This is a genomic window from Streptococcus sp. 27098_8_76 (assembly GCF_041432315.1).
Taxonomy (GTDB): Bacteria; Bacillota; Bacilli; order Lactobacillales; family Streptococcaceae; genus Streptococcus.
In genome coordinates this window covers 68,489-85,345 of the sequence record NZ_JAPVZI010000007.1, presented here as the reverse complement: position 1 = coordinate 85,345, position 16,857 = coordinate 68,489, and the positions used below count along the sequence as shown (strand labels likewise).

Below are 16,857 nucleotides of genomic sequence, written 5' to 3'. Positions count from 1 at the left end.
TAGGTACTGGGGACGTCGCTAACTAACTTTGTGAGTCTGTAGGGAAATCTAATGCAAAATTGATCAAGATTTCCAACAGTCTCATCAAAGTGGATTTAGCTGACTGATTTTTGAACCTAAGGTTTCAAAAATCCCCACATAACAGTACGGCGGTGCATATCCCTCTAGCAAGTCTTCGACTTGCCTCTAACGATTTTAGAGCACAGTATTACTCACTATTCTGCGTCTTCTGCTAGGAGTTTAGCTCGTGTTGCTTCATCTAAAAGTGGGTAGCCTAGGCGTTTGCGTTCTGCGACAAAGGTTTTGGCTACGACACGAGCTAAGTTACGGATACGAGCGATATAGCCTGCACGCTCTGTTACAGATACCGCACCACGCGCATCAAGCAGGTTAAAGGTGTGTGAACATTTGAGAACGTAGTCATAGGCAGGGTGCACCAAGCCTTCTTCTAATGCACGACCAGCTTCTTTTTCAAACTTATCAAAGTTTTCCAGCAACATTTCTTGATCTGAAATTTCAAATGAATATTTTGAGTGCTCATACTCAGGCTGGATGAAGATTTCTCCGTATTTTACACCATCAGCCCACTCAATATCATATACAGAATCTACTTCTTGGATGTAAGAAGCCAAACGCTCCAAACCATAGGTAACTTCCGCAGTCACAGGGCCAGTTGCCAATCCACCGACTTGTTGGAAATAAGTGAACTGAGTAATTTCCATCCCATCAAGCCAAACTTCCCAACCAAGACCAGCTGAACCAGTTGAAGGATTTTCCCAGTTGTCTTCAACGAAACGAATATCGTGCTCCAAAGGATTGATACCCAATTTTTCCAAAGACTCAAGGTAAAGTTCTTGGATGTTTGATGGAGAAGGTTTCATGACCACTTGGAATTGGTGGTGTTGGTAAAGACGGTTAGGGTTTTCCCCGTAACGACCGTCAGCAGGACGACGTGATGGCTCTACATAAGCCGCATTCCATGGCTCAGGTCCGATAGCGCGAAGGAAAGTGTAAGGACTCATGGTTCCCGCACCTTTTTCATTGTCATAAGCCTGCATAAGCATACAACCTTGGTCATTCCAAAATTGTTGCAAAGTCAAAATAATTTCTTGAAATGTTAATTTCTTAGACATTGAATACTCCTTAATAAAAAATGATTTCTTGCGACACGAGTCTGCCTCGTCGATTATACGAGGCAAGACGAGTTAGTACTGCGTCTAGCTCAGCACCCTAGTGCTGAGCGTGGGGCAGTCCGACTATAAGGAGGTTTCTGCCACTGACGCAGTGGAAAGTCAATTTTTTAGACATTGTTTACTCCTTTAGTTTTTATATTTCTTTTTCAATTAATTTCTGCTGAACAAACCAATTTAACAAGGGAAGAGTTTTATCTGTATTTGCCCATAAATGATAAGAATCGAAGACCGCTTGTACACTACCTAGATTTTCTACCAACTTATCTATTGTCAAAAAACTACGCCAGTATTCGTAAAAAATACTTGCATAGTTCTTATCATAAGTCGAAGAACCAAAATCATTCAATGAATGCCAACCATACTTCTTCTGAAAAAGTTCTACAAGAGATTGATTACAAATTTTTTCCGCTTGAAATTCCTCTTCTGTCAAGAAATACTTGCGACTAATATATTCAACCATCCCCTCTTCGAACCATATATAAGAGTCGTAACCATCAAAATCATCTAAAAAATGCTCCGACCAATGAGCTAACTCATGTCCTACAATCTGTAAGAGGAAATTTTCAGATAAAGAATGATAGTGACTTTCTATTGCTTGAGTTTGCTGAGAACACTCGTAGTCCATCAACTGATACAAATACAACTCTTTCCAAACAGCTAAATCAGGCGTCATAACCATTCGTCTATTATTTGTATAGGCTGGAACAGCACTTTCCCTAATAATCTGTGTAGCAGCATTAAAACTTGACCAAATAACGGCTTGCGGTAAATCACAGACTGCAAGTTCATTCTTTAAAAAAGATTGATAATCTTTCAACTTTTCAGTATTTCTTACTACAAAATCACGAAATGTAGCTAGTTGACTATCGTCTTTTACAAGATAAAGGTTTTCCACGTCTCTCCTTTCTTTCACATAATAGACTGAATAGCGAAAGAACCGCGTCCGACAATCCTAGGTTGATTTAACCTAGGGGCGTCAAAAACGCGGTTCCACCCTAATTTATTACTTCATTGTTTTTGAAAATACTACAGAAAGCGCCAGCTCTTTATTTTGTCCTACTTGGCTCCCACTATCCCAAGCTCGCTTGAAGAACGCCATAAGACTTTCTTTCCTGCTGACTATTATATCAAAAATTAGAACAATGTACAATTTTTTTATGATTTTCTAGAAATCCATATCATCAACTCGTGGAGCACCAGACTGAACAGCAATTGTTTTTAAGGTTTCACGTTCCTCACGATTCAGCTCAATTCCGAAACAATCAAGATTAGCCTGAATACGAGATGCTGTAACAGATTTCGGAAGGGGTAAAAATCCTTCTGCTAAGCTCCATGCCAAGGCTATCTGAGCAACAGACTTTCCGTGATTTTCAGCTATTTCTTGCACTTGCTTGTTATCAAACAGTTCTCCCTGACCAAAAGGTCCCCAAGCTTCCAATAAAATTCCTTTTTCCCGACAGTAATCTACGACTTCCTCTTGATACACACCTGGAGCCAAACGAACTTGATTGACCGCTGGAAGAATTTTTGCTGTTTCAAGCAAGACATCCAAATGATGGGGAAGAAAATTACTAACACCGATAGCACGGATTTTGCCTTCTAGGTAAAGATCCTCCATCGCTCTCCAAACTTCCGCATTTCGGATTTTCCATTGGTCATTTTCTCTGAGCGGTTTTGGATTTGGCCAATGAATCAAATACAAATCCAAATATTCCAAGCCCAGCTTCTCTAAAGACTCTTCAAAAGCCTGACGAGCTTGCTCATAGGTGTGGTTTGTATTCCACAATTTACTGGTTACAAAAATTTCCTCACGCGGAACGCCACTATCTTGAATAGCACGACCAACGCTTTCTTCATTTTTATAAATCGCTGCCGTATCGATATGGCGATAGCCTACCTTTAAAGCCTCTAGTACAGCTTGATAGGCAATCTCTCCATTTTCAGCTTTCCAGGTTCCAAATCCCAGTACTGGAATTGTAACACCATTATTTAAAGTATAAGATTTCATTATTTTTCCTTTCTATGAGAAGAAAATCCAAAGAGCCAAATTTTCAAAGAAAACTTATCTCTTTAGATTTTGTATATTATTGGTCACGGTCGTAATAGAGCTGGTGAGGTTTAAGACGAGTATCTAACAAATCTGGAATTGTTACAAAGTCATAACCTTGCCCTTTCAAATAGTCAATAACCTTTGGTAAAGCATTTACCGTCTCAGCATGGATATCATGCATGAGAATAATAGAACCATTCTTGACTTCACGCTGAATTTCTGTCAAAATAGATGCTTCATTTTTACTTTTCCAGTCCAAACTATCCACATCCCACATAATAAAGCTCAAATCGAGGCTATTGCGAATGTCATCTGTAATGGCTCCATAAGGGGGACGCATAAGTTTAGAGCTAGAACCCAACACTTTAGTTAGCGCATCCTCAGTATCAGTAATTTGTTTTTTAGCTTCATCAAGGGAAAGTTTTGAAAGCACTGGATGACTCCAACTATGGTTTCCAATAACATGGCCATCCGATTTCATGCGTTTCAAAATCTCTTCATTACCAGAAACATTCTTACCTAAAACAAAGAAAGTTGCCTTGATACCATACTTAGAAAGAGTATCTAATGCTTGATTTGTCGTTGCAGGATTTGGTCCATCATCAAAAGTCAAGGCCACTACTTTACGATTTTTCTTTTCATAATAAGCCTTATATAGTTCTGCGTCCTTATCTAATAAATAAGAGGACTGAATAACTTCAAAGAAACTAGATACTGGCAAGGCAATCTCATCCAGATTTTCAACAGGCTGACTCGGATAAATAAGAATTTGGCTATCCTTGTAATCAAAATTCCATGCAGACAAGTCTTGGTCAGAAAAGGCTTTAACAACTTGATCAATCTTTTCTTGCTCCAATTTCTTATCCTGTAAAAAAGAAGTCAGTTCTTTTGTCAGCTTTTCTTTGGCTTTACTAGCATCTGAAAATAGTTGATCAAGGGTAAAAGGTTTACCATCTTCTGTCAAATGCACTTTCGCTAGACTAGTTTTTTCAGTCTCTTCAACTTTTGACGAAGTTAAATCATAGACTTGTTTCATCACACTTCGGTTGACAATCCCTTTTAAAGTCGAATCTTGTTTCTCCGTATAATAAAAAACCAGATTTTCCTTGTCTTCCAGATTTTCCTTAATATCCTGTGTCATGATTTCTTTTACAGATGAAATCACTTGCTCCCCTTGGAGAGGATAATAGGCAATTACTTCTGCTTGTCCCTTACGAAAATGATCCTTCTGATTTCCCTCACTCAATTGATCATCTTTCTCTTTTTTGAGAGATTCAATCCTTTGTTCAAAACTTTGTTTTGTATATACTTTGTATCCAATCATTGAACCAAGGACACAAATACTTACTGAAAAGATAGCTACTAGGGCTATTAGACTCATTCTTATCTTATCGTGATTTTCACGCTTTGCTCTACTTTTATCCATAAGACCATCATATCAAATTCAAGCTATAATTTCAATGATTTTAGAGGAAATAGTATATTAAAAATAACCGATTCCATTGCTGAGAATCGGTTTTCTAAATAAATCAAGCTGGTTTTTTACGTAATATAAATTATGTAAACAAGAACTACAACAACAAATCTTTTACTTTTCCAATTTCACTTTTGGGAATAACCAGATGAATCATATCCCCCAGATACATTCTGGTTGAGCCGTTAACTGTTTGGCTTTTGCCATTATGAACTTGTGTTGTGATGAGGATGTTATGTGGTAAGTTGAGTTCGTGTACTTGTTTTCCAGCAATTTTGTCTGATACAGGAATTTCAATGAGGGTGACTTCTCCTTCGTCTGTTGCTTCTTCTGGTAGCATTTTTTCAAGCATGGCCTCATAGACTGGAGCACCCTTGAGCAGATCCATAATGATATAGGCAACTAGGGTTACTAAGCCAAGTGGCATGAGGTTGCGAATATCTCCTACCATCTCAGTTACGAGTATCATAGCAGTTAAGGGAGCCTTGGATATTGCTCCAAAATAGCCACTCATTCCTAGAATGACAAATATAGGGAATTGCTCCTGACTGACAAGTCCAAGATTGACACAAATAACACCAACTAGAGCTCCAAGTAAGGAGCCAAGCGCCAAAATTGGTAGGAAAATTCCTCCTGGAAGGCCACTTCCATAACTAATCATGCTCCAAACAAAGCGAATCAAAAAGTAAGCTAATAGAACTTGGAAACTAAAATTTTGCTCAGTTAAGGAAAGAACGACCTGATTTCCACCACCAAGGATTTGGGGTAAGAAGATTCCGACTGGTATGATGAGAATAAAGGCAAGAATTGGGTAATAAGCTCTATCCAAATGGATTTTTTGACCAAGCCAATCATAAACTCGACCAACATTGAGTACAGCTTTCTCATAGAGAAAACCGGAAAGTCCCAGAAAAATTCCCATGAGGAGGTAAATCCAATACTGGTCTAGAGTCATGAGTGGGATATTATCTGGCATATCCAGTACTGGTGTTAGGCCAAATATGAGCAGAGAAACAAAGTTTGCTACGAGACTGGCCGCTAGAGTTGAGACCCAGAAAAAGCGCGAAAAATGGTGATAGACTTCTTCTACAACAAAGAGAAGTCCTGCAATCGGTGCATTAAATGCAGCGGCTAATCCTGCTGCAGCTCCACTAGCAATCAGGGAGCGTTCCTCTACTGGACTGGATTTGAGCCATTTGGCAATTCCTTTACCACCGACCGCTCCAAGTTGAATACTTGGCCCTTCACGCCCCAGCATAAGGCCACTTGCAATAGCCAAAATTCCTAGAATATATTTTTTCCAAAGAACTCCCCACCAGTTGAGGGTCATGAGTCCCTTTAATTCGGCTTCAACTTGAGGAATTCCTGAACCTTTGATGTCTTTTTCTGACCGAGTTAATTTCGCACTGAACCAACAAACTATTAAATAAAATAGACCAATGATAAAAAGATTGCGCACTAGGTGCGCTTGATCTTGATAAAGTCCTTGTATCAGGTGGAAGCCTTTTTCGATTGAAAACCGAAAGGATCCGACGATGAGCCCTACGACGAGCCCCACAATGATTCCTCGTCCAACTTGGGATAATATAGTGCTCGAGGCAAAGGCAAATTCTTTCTTGGAACTGAGTGTTTCTGACTGTTCCTCCATAATCATTCCTTCTAACTTAACTTTCTTTTTCTCCTGAAACCAGTGATTTAACGGGTTCAAAGCTGGTTCGGTGAATTGGGGTAACTCCTAGTTTTTCAAGTCCTTCTAAGTGTTTAGCTGTGCCATATCCTGCATTAGCAGCAAAATCATAGCCAGGAAATTGCTGGTCGTATTCCTTCATCAATTCATCACGTGTCACCTTGGCTACTATAGAAGCTGCTGCGATAGAGAGGGAATTAGCATCTCCTTTGATGATAGATATTTGTGAAATGGGCAACTCCAGTTTCATGGCGTCTATCAAAAGGTGCTCTGGTTGAGGACTGAGCTGAGAGATTGCTTCCTGCATAGCCAGTTTGGTTGCTTCATAGATATTGACTTGGTCGATGACCTGATTATCCATGATACCAATTCCGATTGACAAGGCTTGATTTTGAACGGCTTGATAAATTTCTAGATGTTTCTTTTTAGGAATTTTCTTGCTATCGTTAAGTCCTCTAATCTTACAATTTTGAGGTAAAATAACGGCTGCAGCGACTACAGGTCCAGCCAGAGGACCACGGCCGACCTCATCAACACCAGCAATTAAGGTCAATCCTTGCTTATAAAGTTCTTTTTCGTAGGAAAGCATGGATTCCAAACGAAGATTCTCATCCAATTCAGCTTGAATGGCTTTTTTACGCTTGCTGATTTCCTTTTGAACTCCAGAGCGACCATCCTTTTCAAGTTCTAAAAAAATAGGGCTTTCTAACTCCTTGACTGTTGCAAGGAGTTCTTTGATTTCTTTAATCGTCGCCATCGAGGTCTTCCAATGTATCTAAGGTATAGTTACCGAGTTTACCATCACGGACTTCCTTCACGAAGAGACTGTAGAAACGGTCATAGTCGTCTCTGAAACCGAGGGCGCGGGTCATGTCCATAATAATAACAGGAGCTTCTTCTTCAATTTTCATTTGTTTGAAGCGTTCAGCCAACTTTTCTGGATAATGTTCTTTGAAATAATTGATACCAAAAATGGTCACCTCATCCATAGGAAGCAACTGGTCTTTGATAGCTCCAGTCAAGGCTAGTTTAAGAGCGACAGTTTCGTCTTCAAACTTAGGCCAGAGAATCCCTGGTGTATCCAAGATTTCCAGGTCTTTATTGGTTTTGAGCCATTGTTGTCCCTTTGTAACCCCTGGTTTGTTTCCGACAACGGCAATTTTCTTGCCAGCCAAACGATTCATGAGAGTTGATTTACCAGTATTTGGAATCCCGATAATCATGGTACGCAAGGTTTCAATCTGAATTCCACGTTCTTTTTGGCGAGCAATCTTATCAGCCATGAGTTTTTTTGCCGCATCTGTTACAACTTTTACAGTCACTTGCTCTTTGGAGTTGATAGCCAGAGTCTGGATTCCTTGTGATTCAAAATACTGACGCCATTCTTTGGTCATTGCTGGATCGGCCAAGTCTGCTTTGTTTAAAATCAAGAGTTTTGGTTTGTCACCAACAATTTTTGCCAACATAGGATTTTGACTAGATAGAGGTAAGCGTGCATCCACCAAAATCGTCACAAAATCAACAAATTTTAAATTTTCCTGAACCTGTCGACGTGCTTTAGACATGTGACCAGGAAACCATTGAATAGTAGCCATTGAGTTTTTTTCCTTTCGTAGCAAGGGTTTAGATCCCCTATTTTATTTTAGTATCGTTTGAACATAGAGAGTTTTCAAATGAATGGTGTTCAAACAGTTCTTATTTAATTATATAGAAATCTACTTTATATTATATCATGCCTTCTCTATTTTGTCCGATGATAGCCCTTCAAGCTCCCTGAATAGAAAAAGCGATTCTATAATATTTGTAGTGGGTAAATCCCCTATAGATATTATGAAGCCTATTTTGTTGTAGAAAAAGTTCCATAGAAAAAATCATATGGAAACATTACTTTTTATCATAAAACTACTCGACATTAAAGAATCAAATATCAAAAAAGAAAGGACGAAATGTGTCCTTTCTAGATTTTAGCTGACTTCAACCTACTACAGTTGACAAAGAGCCCAAATTAATTTGATATTCCTAATCAATTTGTTCATATCTTATTCCAACCAACTATATATTAATTATGATGATTTATTCAATATCCTAGTGAGAATAAGAGAACCACTCATTAATTAGACTAGCGATTTCTTTAGGTGCTTCAGTATAAAGCTCATGACCAAAGTTCTCTAGAAGAATAGTATCAAAATAGTCTGGCAATTCTTTTAGGGCTTCCTCTATCCATGTAGCTTCATTAGGATAGCGAGGACTAATAAACAAGGTATCTCCCACTTCTCTCTTAAAAGCTTGTATTTTCCTCCGTAGGCGGAGTATCGCTTCTATATTTTCATAATTTATAGCCAACTCATATCTATTATACTTCGCATTCCAGTGATAGGACTGTCTTACAGCTTTCTCCATATTTTCTGACCAATGCTTTGCTTCAGATTTTTCTTTAGAAATAAGAACATCTAAGTCCGAAATAATTTGAGATTTGATATAGTTTTTAGTTTCCTCTAATTCCGCATCTAAAGGTAAAATCTTATCTAAATCTAGATAGCCACCATCCAAAAGAATCAGTTTTGTCACTTCATAAAATTCCGATGCGAGATAACGAGCCAAATCTCCTCCAAGAGAATGGCCTATCAGACAGATAGATTCTTCCTCTTCTATCGATTTTTTAAACCATGATTTCAATTCTGTTTCATCTCGAAGATGCTTTTCATATGGATTTAGAAAATAAACCTGCGAATCTAGTTCTTGAAAAAAATCCTTGCTATGATAGACATTGCTTCCCAAACCACCAATAAAATATATTTTCATTCTCTACTTAATACTATGCTTGTTCATCTTTTGTTCAAAGATAGTTGTGATAATTTGACGCAATTCTTCGCGTTCTTTTTCTGGAATCTCACCACTTGTTTGAGCTGCAGCGTAGAGTTCAGGATGTTCAATTGAAATGCGTTTAATAGTACGTGTCGTAGCATGTTTTCTGACAAAAAACGGGATTCGCTTAATCAAGTCTTGTGGTACTAGCGCAAGAATCTTCTCAGCAGTTTCCTTGTCACTAATCTTAGACGTAGTCAGCCCCTTCTTAATCATTTCCTGTTCTTTTTCTGTAAAATCTTTTAATTCCATTCGATAAATCCTCCTATTTTCTTTACCTTAAATTATATACCAATTGTAGCAAGACGACAAATAGTCTGTTTGTAAAATCTTCTCTATACTACAATTTTCCTGTCACTCTTAATTGCTCTTTAATGAAAAATCACAAATCCTTTTGGAGAGATGACAAGCTGATTCTCTAACTCTTGGCAATTGCTTGCTAGTGCTACTGTTTCTTTCTCTAAAAGATACTCTTCTTTTGATTGGTTAAAGATCGCTTTAAGGAGCCGGCCTTGGTATTTCCATTCCAAGGCCACTAGATCAGGTTTAATTTCTTGGAGGCTATACTTGCCATGCTGAATGATTGCTGACGAATGCTTGTGAATTTTGATTAGATTCTTGATAAAGTTCAGCATATCATTGTCACTTGATACACGTTCCCAAGGCATACAACGACGACAATCTGGGTCAGGTCCTCCGGTCAAGGATAACTCGGTTCCGTAATAGATGCAGGGTGTTCCCTTTTGTAAAAAGAGAAAGGCTAGAGCTGATTTGACCAGTTGAACATCCTCATTTGCCGTCCACAAAATACGTTCTGTATCATGCGAATCTAGAAGATTAAACATCACTTCTGAAATCTGCTGCTTGTAATACATAGACTGGCCATTGATTTCATCGATGAACTGGTCCGTCTTCTTAACTCCTCGTAAAAAATACTCCTTGATGCTATCAGATAAAGGATAATTCATAACAGCATGGAACTCATCTCCATTTAGCCAAGGCTGAGACCTATGCCAGACTTCTCCTAAAATATAAAGATCAGGTTTTTTAGCTAGAACTGCCTTGCGAAAATCCCTCCAAAACTGATGGTCAATCTCATTAGCCACATCCAAACGCCAAGCATCAATATCAAACTCTTCAATCCAATAAGTCGCAACCTTCAAAAGATAGTCCTTGACCTCTGGATTGGCTGTATTTAGCTTAGGCATATAGTCCTCGAAACCAAAAGCATGATAAGGCAACTCTCTCTTGTTGGCTAGTTTTTCAGTCATCACTGGAAATTGTTGAATATGGAACCAATCTTTATAAGCAGATTGCTCACCATTTTCGACAACATCTTGCCATTGAGGTGATTGCGAACCAATATGGTTAAATACAGCATCCAGCATGACTTTCATGCCACGCTGATGAGCTTGCTCTACCAGTTCCCGAAAGCTTTCCTTGTCTCCAAAATGACGGTCAATTTCAAAGTAATCTGTCGTATTGTACTTATGATTGCTCGTAGATTCAAAGATGGGACAAAGATAAAGACCTGTAATTCCCAAGTCTTGCAAGTAATCCAGATGATCAATAATGCCTTGTAAATCACCACCAAAGAAATCATCACTCTGAGGTGTGATGGATGAATCCCAGTCTAATGTCCCTTCTGGGTTTAATCGAGCATTTCCATTAGCAAATCTCTCAGGAAATATCTGATACCATACCGTATTTGAAACCCAGTCAGGAACCTTGCAGGCATCAATCTCATGAAGATAGGGCAACTTAAATCCATTCCCAATAGCATGGAGATTTTCTAGAGAATTTTCCACACAACCTTTATCACCATACAAAATACTTTGACCTTCTGTATCCGTAATTTCAAAGAGATACTGGATACGTGCGAAGTCAACTGATACTTCAACCTGCCAATAATCAAAGATGGCGTCAGAAGTTATCTTGGCCATTTCTTTTGTATCCTGATAAAACTCCTCCATAAAGATAAAAGGGTCACCATAATGCAAGTTGATGCTTTCAATGTCATCTTTCTTGGTCCGGATACGAATGTGCACTGTCTTATCTTTATAAAGATAAGCATACTCCGACTCTGGTCTGTGGTAAATGGCTGTTAATTCCACTATATTTGTCTCCTAACGTTTTAATTCAAATTTTACGCAAACGTTTTTATAATTGTGATTCTAGTATACTACTTTCGTATTTTATTTTCAAGGCTTGTCCGTAGATTCTAGTGGTTTGGTTCTATAAATAAAAAAGCAGCTAGTCTTACAACTTGCTACTTTTCAAATGATGATTTACAAATGTCTTTCCAGCCACTCAATTTTTTTAAAATCCTTATTGTTATTGTGCTCATTTCGATAAGAATCTTGGGAAGAAGCCTTGTAAATGCTTAAAAACTGTTCCAAACTTGGAACGCGAAAAGTGATGTTTTCGAGATGAATCAACTCTATATCCGATTCCGAAACTCCTGCAAAATCAGATAAAGAATCGATACTTCCGAATTCAACACTCAGACCATCTTTTTGGAATTCATGCTCATGAATATCTATTAAGGCGTAACCTAAGTGATTCATCACTTTCATTATCTTGTCCCAGTCATAGATTCTGAGATGGTCAGGAGCTTCCCAACCTCTAGAGTCACCAGGCACATGAATGTCAATGTCAGACGGCCCCCATTCTTCATTTGAACGGTATTCAAAACCCAAAGACCCCATGAGCGTCGGTGTGATTTCAACTTTGTTTAAATGAGAACAGATTGTTCGAAATTCATCAAATAGAGAATCCATTCCTCCTCCAATCGTTGATATAGAACTTAATTTCGTTGTGAATAATAAACTAATTTTTATTTTCTACTCTTTCGGTTTTGAAAATACTTCAATATGTTGGCCCAGTACCCTGATTTCTACAGGAAGGTTATCCGACTTATCGCCATCAACATCTGACTCCAATTCACTATCTGAAGAAATCTTAATATTACGTGCTCTGATATATTCGATATTATCATTTGCGACAACATCGCCTTTTAGTAAATCAGGAATGACGGATAATTTGGAGAATAGAGATGCGTCTTTTAAAATCAAAATGTTAGCATATCCATCTTTGTTTTCTTCAAAGATTTTTTTGTCAGCGAAGTAATTTGTCAAGAGAACCAAAACATGGCTTGCTTCACCAACATAATTTCCATTTTCTGTCTCAACCTTAATGTTAAAGACCTGATCCGTCATGACAGACTTCATAGTATTAACAGCATAGGCTAAAATACCGAATTTTGTCTTGTCCTCGATTTCAACATTGTGAATCGCCTCTGGAAGAGAACCGATACTAAAGATGTAACCAAAATAGTTATCATTTGCTTTACCAATATCAATCTTATTGGTTAAATCAAAATCCAGTTCATCAATCGCGCCATCGATGTCTTGATTGATTTCCAACAGTTTCGTAATGAGGTTACCCGTACCCCCAGGGATAATACCCAACTTAGGAATGTAGTCTCTCTCAGCAATACCAGAAATGACTTCGTTGACAGTCCCATCTCCACCAAACACAACCACTGCATCGTACTTCTCACGAGAAGCTTCTTCAGCAAAATGTGTTGCATCCAGCGCCTTTTCGGTAATTTTGGTTTCCACGTGCTCAAAGTATTCTTTTACTTTATTTTCCAGCTTATCTTTGTGATCCAAAGCCTTCTCGCCACCAGAAGTAGGGTTGATAATTACCATTGCTTTTTTCATTGATAATACTCCTTAATTTTTAAATAGAAATGTTAGCGTAGCTACATTTACCATTACATATAATGCTATTATATAATGAAAACTCAGAAAAGAGAAATCTGACGTACTGGAGATTAATATAATTTTATTCTATTTTCCCATCGCATAACTACATCTTTTAAGAGTTCATCCAAGTAAGAATAGGCCTTATCCTTAATCCAACCAGGAATACCATAAGCTGCCTCTGCAATGCTACCAGTTATTGCAGCAAGTGTATCACTATCGCCACCAAGTGAGATGGCGTTTCTACTTGTCATACTCTTTTATTTTATCAGCATATTCAATCAAAAGATTCTTTGAATAAATTTTTTCAGCTTTTGAATTTCTAACTTCTTTCCAAAGAATAGAAGCTACTTTTAACTTGTTTGAGTAGTTACGACTATTTTCGTCTGCACAGAAGTCCTTAAAAAATTGGTTCCATTGACAAACCGAATGATCATACTTGGCATAATCTGAATTTCCATAATAAACTTTTAGCATATCTTGGATTGTAAAATTCAAATCATTTTCTCTTTTTACTTTTCTCCAAGCAGTCGCCATATCAGCAGTAAATTTAAATGGCGAAATACCTATTAAAGTTGAGAAATATTCTCTAAAGTGTGCATTAAAGGAGAATCCACATTCAAGTAAGGGCGTATTTAATGTAACGACTTCTACTCGTTTCTTTTTCCTTTTTATTGATGATTTTTTAATCAACTTCCCCTTAAAGTACTGCTCAATAATATCATTTAGTTCCTGTTTTGTCCCTCTATATTCAAGTCCTAATGATTTACATAGTTGTGAAAGTTCATCACGATACCAATAGTATTTATTAAACTCATCAAACGAAGTGATTTTATCAAATTCTGGTCTGTTCTCTATCAATATTTTAGCTCCACAGAAAAATTTAGTTTTTCATCTTAAAATAATGGAGTTTTAGTTTCTTTATTTTGAGCATTAGCTCTGTTTCACTAACAAACTTACACACTCCACGTGGTGCGTCTGCGGAAAAAGATCAACCGGCTGTACTTTCTTCAATTCATATCCCAATTCTCGGTAGAGTTTGATATCACGCGCCATGGTTGCGACATTGCATGAGATATAGGCGATGCGGTTAGCTCCTGTTTGAGCGCTTGCCTTGATAAAGCTTTCGGTTAAGCCCTTGCGTGGAGGATCAACCAAGATAACGGTTGGTTGAATTCCTTCCTTGAGCCAATTCTTCATGGCGTTTTCAGCTGTGTCACAGACATAGTTGGCATTTGAAATATTGTTCAGTTGGGCATTCTTCTTACTATTCTCAACAGCTTCTGGAATCACTTCAACACCATAGACTTCCTTGACGTGTTTCGCAACAGAAAGGCCAATCGTCCCGATACCAGAATAGGCATCAATGACCACATCATCTTCTTTTAATTCAGCAAAGTCAATGGCTGTTTGATAAAGTTTTTCAGCCATTTCAGTATTGACTTGGTAAAAGGCTGGACCAGCGATTTGGTAGTCATTTCCCAACATCTGGTCAGTGATAAAGTCTTGTCCATAAAGTGTGCGCCATTCCTTACCAAAAATAGCATTGGTGTTCTGATCGTTGATATTTTGCATAACAGACACAATCTCTGGAAACTGCTTGATTAATTGTTCAATCAATTGTTCCACACGAAAAACTTTGGGACGAGTTGTTACCAAAATAACCATGATTTGTCCTGAGTAATGCCCACGACGCACCACAAGGTTTCGAATCAAGCCAGATTGTTCCTTTTCATCATAAGGTTTCAAATCATAACGGCGGAACAAGTCACGTAGGCCTACTACTACCTCATCAATCACAGGATCTTGGATAAAGAAATCTTCTAGAGGCATGAGGTCATGAGAATTCTTACGGAAAAATCCAGTTTCCAAGATACCATTCACTCGACGAACAGGCACCTGTGCCTTATTGCGGTACTTGACTGGATTTTCCATACCAAGCGTTTCAGCAACCTTTATATCAGCAATTCCTGCAATCTTGTAGAGACTGTCCTTAACTTGCTTGGTTTTAAACTTGAGCTGTTCTGGATAGGCAATATGACCTAAATCCGCGATTCCTGAACGCAGGTAAGCCAAATCTAAATCTTGATTACGGTGTGGTGATTGAACAAGGTATTCTTCAACCTTCCCAAAACCAATCTTTTTATTAACCTTGAGGACACGCATGAGGATTTTTTCACTTGGTAAAGCATTCTCGACAAAGAATACCAAACCATCCACCTTGGCAACTCCTGCGCCTTCATGTGTCAAATCAACAATTTCAACTTCTACAATATCATTTTTCTTTAACATTCTCTTCTCTTTCTATTGGCCGACAAAAAAGACGGCAACGTTACGGTTACCATCTATTATACCATGAAATTTGTAATCAGATTCTCTTTATCTATGCTAGTTCATTGCTTTAAATGCTGCTTCTGCATCCGCATTACTGATAACACCAAATTGAATCTTTCCAATCTTTCCTTGACTATCAATTAGGTATTCTGTAGGAATGCTTCGGATTTGATAAGCTTGGAATGTAGTTGCTTTTGTGTCATAAAGAACTGGGATATCTTTATATCCTTGATCTTGGAACCATTGTGGGAATTGCTCAACAGTTTTTTCGCCTTGAATACCCGGTGCAATGACACTAAGAATTTCAAAATCGCGATCTGGTTTTGCAGCTAATTCCATCAACTCAGGCATACTTTTCTTACATGGACCACACCAGGAAGCCCAAAACTTCAAATAGACTTTTTTACCCTTATAATCAGATAACTTAACTTCTTTACCGTCCATAGATTGCAAGGTAAAATCTGGAGCATCTTTTCCAACAGCAATTTGTTGTACAGTCGTTTGTTGTTTTGGCTGTTGTGCTGCTTGAGTCTTTTTAGTCTCTTCCTCACCACAGGCTATCAATACGACTAATGACAAGAGGCTTAAGCCAGCAAATATTATTTTTTTCATTTGTTCTCCTTTATTCAAAAATTCCAGCTAGAACATTTACTTGTCCTAATAGTAACAAAATTCCCATTAAAATAATGAGGAAACCACCAATTTTCTTCAGTAGCATCATATGACGCTTGATTTTACTAAAATAAGGCATCACGACTCCTGAAGCTAGGGCCAAGACCAAGAAAGGAATTGCCATCCCCAGAGTGTAAATCAAGGTATAAATAGCACCTTGCCAAGCGCCATTGCCTCCAGAAGCCGCAAGCGCTAAAACAGAACTCAAAACTGGACCGATACAAGGCGTCCAACCGAAGCTAAAGGTAATACCGAGTAAAAAGGCCGACCAATAACGATTGGCTTCTGATTTCTTAAAAGTAAAGCTTTTTTGAACCTCTAATTTCTTAAAATGAAAAATTTCCATCTGGTGAAGGCCTAAAATGATAATAATTGTTCCCATGGTATAGCGAAACCAATTGGCATAGAGAATATTACCAAAGTAACCAGCACCAAATCCTAAAATAAAGAAAATGAGAGAGATACCTGCGATAAAGCAAAGCGTTCGAATCAAGCCTGACCAAGCGACTTTTCTTCCAAATAAGGAGAAGCTTTTTGCACTTTCCTGATCATCCAGCAAAATTCCAGTGTAAACTGGTAACAGAGGAAAAATACAGGGAGAAAAGAAGGACAATACCCCTGCTAAAAAAACAGAGATTGAAAAGACTATCGTTTCCAATAAAGAACCAACTTTCTTAAGAATTTAAACCTATTGTACTATAAATATTAAAATTTGTATCAAGTTTGCTACGGTTAACTGTTTTTGTCATTATATTATGTGAAACAAACTCTTTAATAGTACACTATGTTTTCTAAAACATTGTTAGAAATTGATT

The 16,857-nt window shown here is 38.0% G+C and carries 16 protein-coding genes and 1 pseudogene; all 17 read right to left on the bottom strand.

Annotated elements, in window-relative coordinates:
* Positions 1–215 precede the first annotated feature (215 nt).
* Positions 216–1,133, bottom strand: coding sequence for a glycine--tRNA ligase subunit alpha (gene glyQ, locus O3636_RS06475; RefSeq protein WP_000038733.1), 918 nt, complete (start codon positions 1,131–1,133; stop codon positions 216–218).
* Between the two features lie 193 nt (positions 1,134–1,326).
* Positions 1,327–2,088, bottom strand: coding sequence for a hypothetical protein (locus tag O3636_RS06470; RefSeq protein ID WP_000429572.1), 762 nt, complete (start codon positions 2,086–2,088; stop codon positions 1,327–1,329).
* Between the two features lie 270 nt (positions 2,089–2,358).
* The gene (locus tag O3636_RS06465) at positions 2,359–3,201 is read right to left on the bottom strand and encodes an aldo/keto reductase (protein ID WP_261012301.1); all 843 of its coding nucleotides are present in this window, start codon (positions 3,199–3,201) and stop codon (positions 2,359–2,361) included.
* A gap of 76 nt (positions 3,202–3,277) precedes the next feature.
* Positions 3,278–4,669, bottom strand: coding sequence for a peptidoglycan-N-acetylglucosamine deacetylase PgdA (pgdA, locus tag O3636_RS06460; protein WP_261012303.1), 1,392 nt, complete (start codon positions 4,667–4,669; stop codon positions 3,278–3,280).
* A 145-nt stretch (positions 4,670–4,814) separates the two neighbouring features.
* Positions 4,815–6,365, bottom strand: a complete 1,551-nt coding sequence (locus tag O3636_RS06455) for a chloride channel protein (RefSeq protein ID WP_261024785.1) — start codon at positions 6,363–6,365, stop codon at positions 4,815–4,817.
* Between the two features lie 16 nt (positions 6,366–6,381).
* Positions 6,382–7,161 carry a ribonuclease HII gene (locus O3636_RS06450; protein ID WP_261012306.1) on the bottom strand — a complete coding sequence of 260 codons (780 nt, stop codon included), beginning with the start codon at positions 7,159–7,161 and terminating at the stop codon, positions 6,382–6,384.
* On the bottom strand, positions 7,148–7,999 hold the full coding sequence (ylqF, locus tag O3636_RS06445; RefSeq protein WP_371642286.1) for a ribosome biogenesis GTPase YlqF: 852 nt from the start codon (positions 7,997–7,999) through the stop codon (positions 7,148–7,150). Before ylqF ends, O3636_RS06450 begins: the two co-directional genes overlap by 14 nt.
* A gap of 490 nt (positions 8,000–8,489) precedes the next feature.
* Positions 8,490–9,206 carry an alpha/beta hydrolase gene (locus tag O3636_RS06440; protein ID WP_371642284.1) on the bottom strand — a complete coding sequence of 239 codons (717 nt, stop codon included), beginning with the start codon at positions 9,204–9,206 and terminating at the stop codon, positions 8,490–8,492.
* A 3-nt stretch (positions 9,207–9,209) separates the two neighbouring features.
* The gene (locus tag O3636_RS06435; protein ID WP_000420556.1) at positions 9,210–9,521 is read right to left on the bottom strand and encodes a hypothetical protein; all 312 of its coding nucleotides are present in this window, start codon (positions 9,519–9,521) and stop codon (positions 9,210–9,212) included.
* 119 nt (positions 9,522–9,640) lie between these two features.
* The gene (locus O3636_RS06430; protein ID WP_371642282.1) at positions 9,641–11,383 is read right to left on the bottom strand and encodes a glycoside hydrolase family 13 protein; all 1,743 of its coding nucleotides are present in this window, start codon (positions 11,381–11,383) and stop codon (positions 9,641–9,643) included.
* Between the two features lie 174 nt (positions 11,384–11,557).
* Entirely contained in the window at positions 11,558–12,049 is a 492-nt protein-coding gene (locus O3636_RS06425) for a phosphoribosylanthranilate isomerase (protein ID WP_371642280.1), read from the bottom strand.
* 63 nt (positions 12,050–12,112) lie between these two features.
* A complete protein-coding gene (locus O3636_RS06420; RefSeq protein ID WP_371642278.1) occupies positions 12,113–12,994 on the bottom strand; it encodes a diacylglycerol kinase family protein in 882 nt (293 codons plus the stop codon).
* A gap of 113 nt (positions 12,995–13,107) precedes the next feature.
* A pseudogene (locus tag O3636_RS06415) lies at positions 13,108–13,281 on the bottom strand (ADP-ribosylglycohydrolase family protein); the annotation flags it as partial.
* Positions 13,280–13,897, bottom strand: coding sequence for an SAP domain-containing protein (locus O3636_RS06410; RefSeq protein ID WP_371642276.1), 618 nt, complete (start codon positions 13,895–13,897; stop codon positions 13,280–13,282). The gene O3636_RS06410 and the pseudogene O3636_RS06415, both read right to left, overlap by 2 nt.
* A 72-nt stretch (positions 13,898–13,969) precedes the next feature.
* A complete protein-coding gene (rlmD, locus tag O3636_RS06405; RefSeq protein ID WP_371642274.1) occupies positions 13,970–15,328 on the bottom strand; it encodes a 23S rRNA (uracil(1939)-C(5))-methyltransferase RlmD in 1,359 nt (452 codons plus the stop codon).
* 96 nt (positions 15,329–15,424) lie between these two features.
* Positions 15,425–15,982, bottom strand: a complete 558-nt coding sequence (sdbB, locus tag O3636_RS06400; protein ID WP_371642272.1) for a thiol-disulfide oxidoreductase-associated lipoprotein SdbB — start codon at positions 15,980–15,982, stop codon at positions 15,425–15,427.
* Positions 15,983–15,992: 10 nt separating this feature from the next.
* Positions 15,993–16,700, bottom strand: a complete 708-nt coding sequence (gene ccdA2, locus O3636_RS06395; protein WP_371642270.1) for a thiol-disulfide oxidoreductase-associated membrane protein CcdA2 — start codon at positions 16,698–16,700, stop codon at positions 15,993–15,995.
* Positions 16,701–16,857: the final 157 nt, after the last annotated feature.